Below are 3,119 nucleotides of genomic sequence, written 5' to 3'. Positions count from 1 at the left end.
GATAGGATCAAGCCTCACGAGCAATTAGTATCGGTTAGCTTAACGCCTCACAGCGCTTCCACACCCGACCTATCAACGTCCTGGTCTCGAACGACTCTTCAGGAGGGTCAAGCCCTCAGGGAAGTCTCATCTTCAGGCGAGTTTCCCGCTTAGATGCTTTCAGCGGTTATCTCTTCCGCACTTAGCTACCCGGCAATGCGACTGGCGTCACAACCGGTACACCAGAGGTGCGTCCACTCCGGTCCTCTCGTACTAGGAGCAGCCCCCGTCAAACTTCCAACGCCCACTGCAGATAGGGACCAAACTGTCTCACGACGTTTTGAACCCAGCTCACGTACCACTTTAAATGGCGAACAGCCATACCCTTGGGACCGGCTACAGCCCCAGGATGTGATGAGCCGACATCGAGGTGCCAAACACCGCCGTCGATGTGAACTCTTGGGCGGTATCAGCCTGTTATCCCCGGAGTACCTTTTATCCGTTGAGCGATGGCCCTTCCATTCAGAACCACCGGATCACTATGTCCTGCTTTCGCACCTGCTCGACTTGTCGGTCTCGCAGTTAAGCTACCTTTTGCCATTGCACTATCAGCACGATTTCCGACCGTACCTAGGTAACCTTCGAACTCCTCCGTTACACTTTGGGAGGAGACCGCCCCAGTCAAACTGCCTACCATGCACTGTCCCCAATCCGGATCACGGACCAAGGTTAGAACCTCAAACACACCAGGGTGGTATTTCAAGGACGGCTCCATGAGAACTAGCGTTCCCACTTCATAGCCTCCCACCTATCCTACACAAGTCTGTTCAAAGTCCAATGCAAAGCTACAGTAAAGGTTCACGGGGTCTTTCCGTCTAGCAGCGGGGAGATTGCATCTTCACAAACACTTCAACTTCGCTGAGTCTCAGGAGGAGACAGTGTGGCCATCGTTACGCCATTCGTGCGGGTCGGAACTTACCCGACAAGGAATTTCGCTACCTTAGGACCGTTATAGTTACGGCCGCCGTTTACTGGGGCTTCGATCAAGAGCTTGCACCCCATCACTTAACCTTCCAGCACCGGGCAGGCGTCACACCGTATACGTCCACTTTCGTGTTGGCACAGTGCTGTGTTTTTGTTAAACAGTCGCAGCCACCGATTCTCTGCGACCTCTCAAAGCTCCTCCCGCAGGGGATTCACTCTAAGAGGCATACCTTCTCCCGAAGTTACGGTATCAATTTGCCGAGTTCCTTCTCCTGAGTTCTCTCAAGCGCCTTAGAATTCTCATCCTGCCCACCTGTGTCGGTTTGCGGTACGGTTCTTATGCAGCTGAAGCTTAGTGGCTTTTCCTGGAAGCGTGGTATCAGTCACTTCAGGTCCGTAGACCCTCGTCATCACGTCTCGGCCTTAAGGGAAGGCGGATTTGCCTACCTCCCCAGCCTACCGGCTTAAACAGACTATTCCAACAGTCTGATGACCTAACCTTCTCCGTCCCCACATCGCACTGCATAAAAGTACGGGAATTTTAACCCGTTTCCCATCGACTACGCTTTTCAGCCTCGCCTTAGGGGCCGACTCACCCTACGCCGATGAACGTTGCGTAGGAAACCTTGGGCTTTCGGCGAGCGGGCTTTTCACCCGCTTTATCGCTACTCATGTCAGCATTCGCACTTCTGATATCTCCAGCATCCCTTACGAGACACCTTCACAGACCTACAGAACGCTCCCCTACCATCTGCACTTACGTGCAAATCCGCAGCTTCGGTTATCAGTTTGAGCCCCGTTACATCTTCCGCGCAGGACGACTCGACCAGTGAGCTATTACGCTTTCTTTAAATGATGGCTGCTTCTAAGCCAACATCCTGGCTGTCTATGCCTTCCCACCTCGTTTACCACTTAACTGATCATTTGGGACCTTAGCTGGCGGTCTGGGTTGTTTCCCTCTTGACGATGGACGTTAGCACCCACCGTCTGTCTCCCATGCTCGCACTTTCCGGTATTCAGAGTTTGCCATGGTTTGGTAAATCGCAATGACCCCCTAGCCATAACAGTGCTTTACCCCCGGAAGTGATACATGAGGCACTACCTAAATAGTTTTCGGGGAGAACCAGCTATCTCCGAGTTTGTTTAGCCTTTCACCCCTATCCACAGCTCATCCCCTAGTTTTGCAACACTAGTGGGTTCGGACCTCCAGTGCGTGTTACCGCACCTTCATCCTGGCCATGGATAGATCACTCGGTTTCGGGTCTACGCCCAGCAACTAAATCGCCCTATTCGGACTCGGTTTCCCTACGCCTCCCCTATTCGGTTAAGCTCGCTACTGAACGTAAGTCGCTGACCCATTATACAAAAGGTACGCAGTCACGGAACAAGTCCGCTCCCACTGTTTGTATGCATCCGGTTTCAGGTTCTATTTCACTCCCCTCCCGGGGTTCTTTTCGCCTTTCCCTCACGGTACTGGTTCACTATCGGTCGATCATGAGTATTTAGCCTTGGAGGATGGTCCCCCCATCTTCAGACAGGATTTCTCGTGTCCCGCCCTACTTATCGTACGCCTAGTCCTTGGAATGCGTTTTCGTGTACGGGGCTATCACCCACTATGGCGGTCCTTTCCATGAACCTTCCACTAACACAATCCATAACACGTACAGGCTCTTCCGCGTTCGCTCGCCACTACTAACGGAATCTCGGTTGATTTCTTTTCCTGCAGCTACTTAGATGTTTCAGTTCGCTGCGTTCGCCTCCTCGTGCCTATGTATTCAGCACGGGATCTCCTTGCGGAGGGGTTTCCCCATTCGGACATCGTGGGATCAAAGCTCTATTGCCAGCTCCCCCACGCTTTTCGCAGGCTTACACGTCCTTCTTCGCCTATGATCGCCAAGGCATCCACCAGATGCACTTAGTCGCTTGACCCTATCATTTCAGTAACCTAGGCCACCAAAACAACAAGTGTGTTTGTGCGACGACTACACCGCCCCTTTTGATATGGCGACGTAGCCTAGATACAATCAAATACCCAAGATGACGATCCGTCCACGTAAAGAGTTAACTCTACGTTTCCTTCTCGCCGTCTTTATATATTCGGCTTCTTCAGTTTGTTAAAGATCAGTGCGTTCAAAATACAACGCAAACACAATCAA

The 3,119-nt window shown here is 52.0% G+C and carries 1 rRNA gene; it reads right to left on the bottom strand.

The window, feature by feature from the left end:
* Window positions 1–3: 3 nt before the first annotated feature.
* Window positions 4–2,892: ribosomal RNA gene (locus VI26_RS22740) — 23S ribosomal RNA — on the bottom strand.
* Window positions 2,893–3,119: the final 227 nt, after the last annotated feature.

Source organism: Chromobacterium sp. LK1, assembly GCF_001043555.1.
In the GTDB taxonomy this organism is placed as follows: domain Bacteria; phylum Pseudomonadota; class Gammaproteobacteria; order Burkholderiales; family Chromobacteriaceae; genus Chromobacterium; species Chromobacterium aquaticum.
This window is presented reverse-complemented; position numbering and strand designations above follow the sequence as displayed.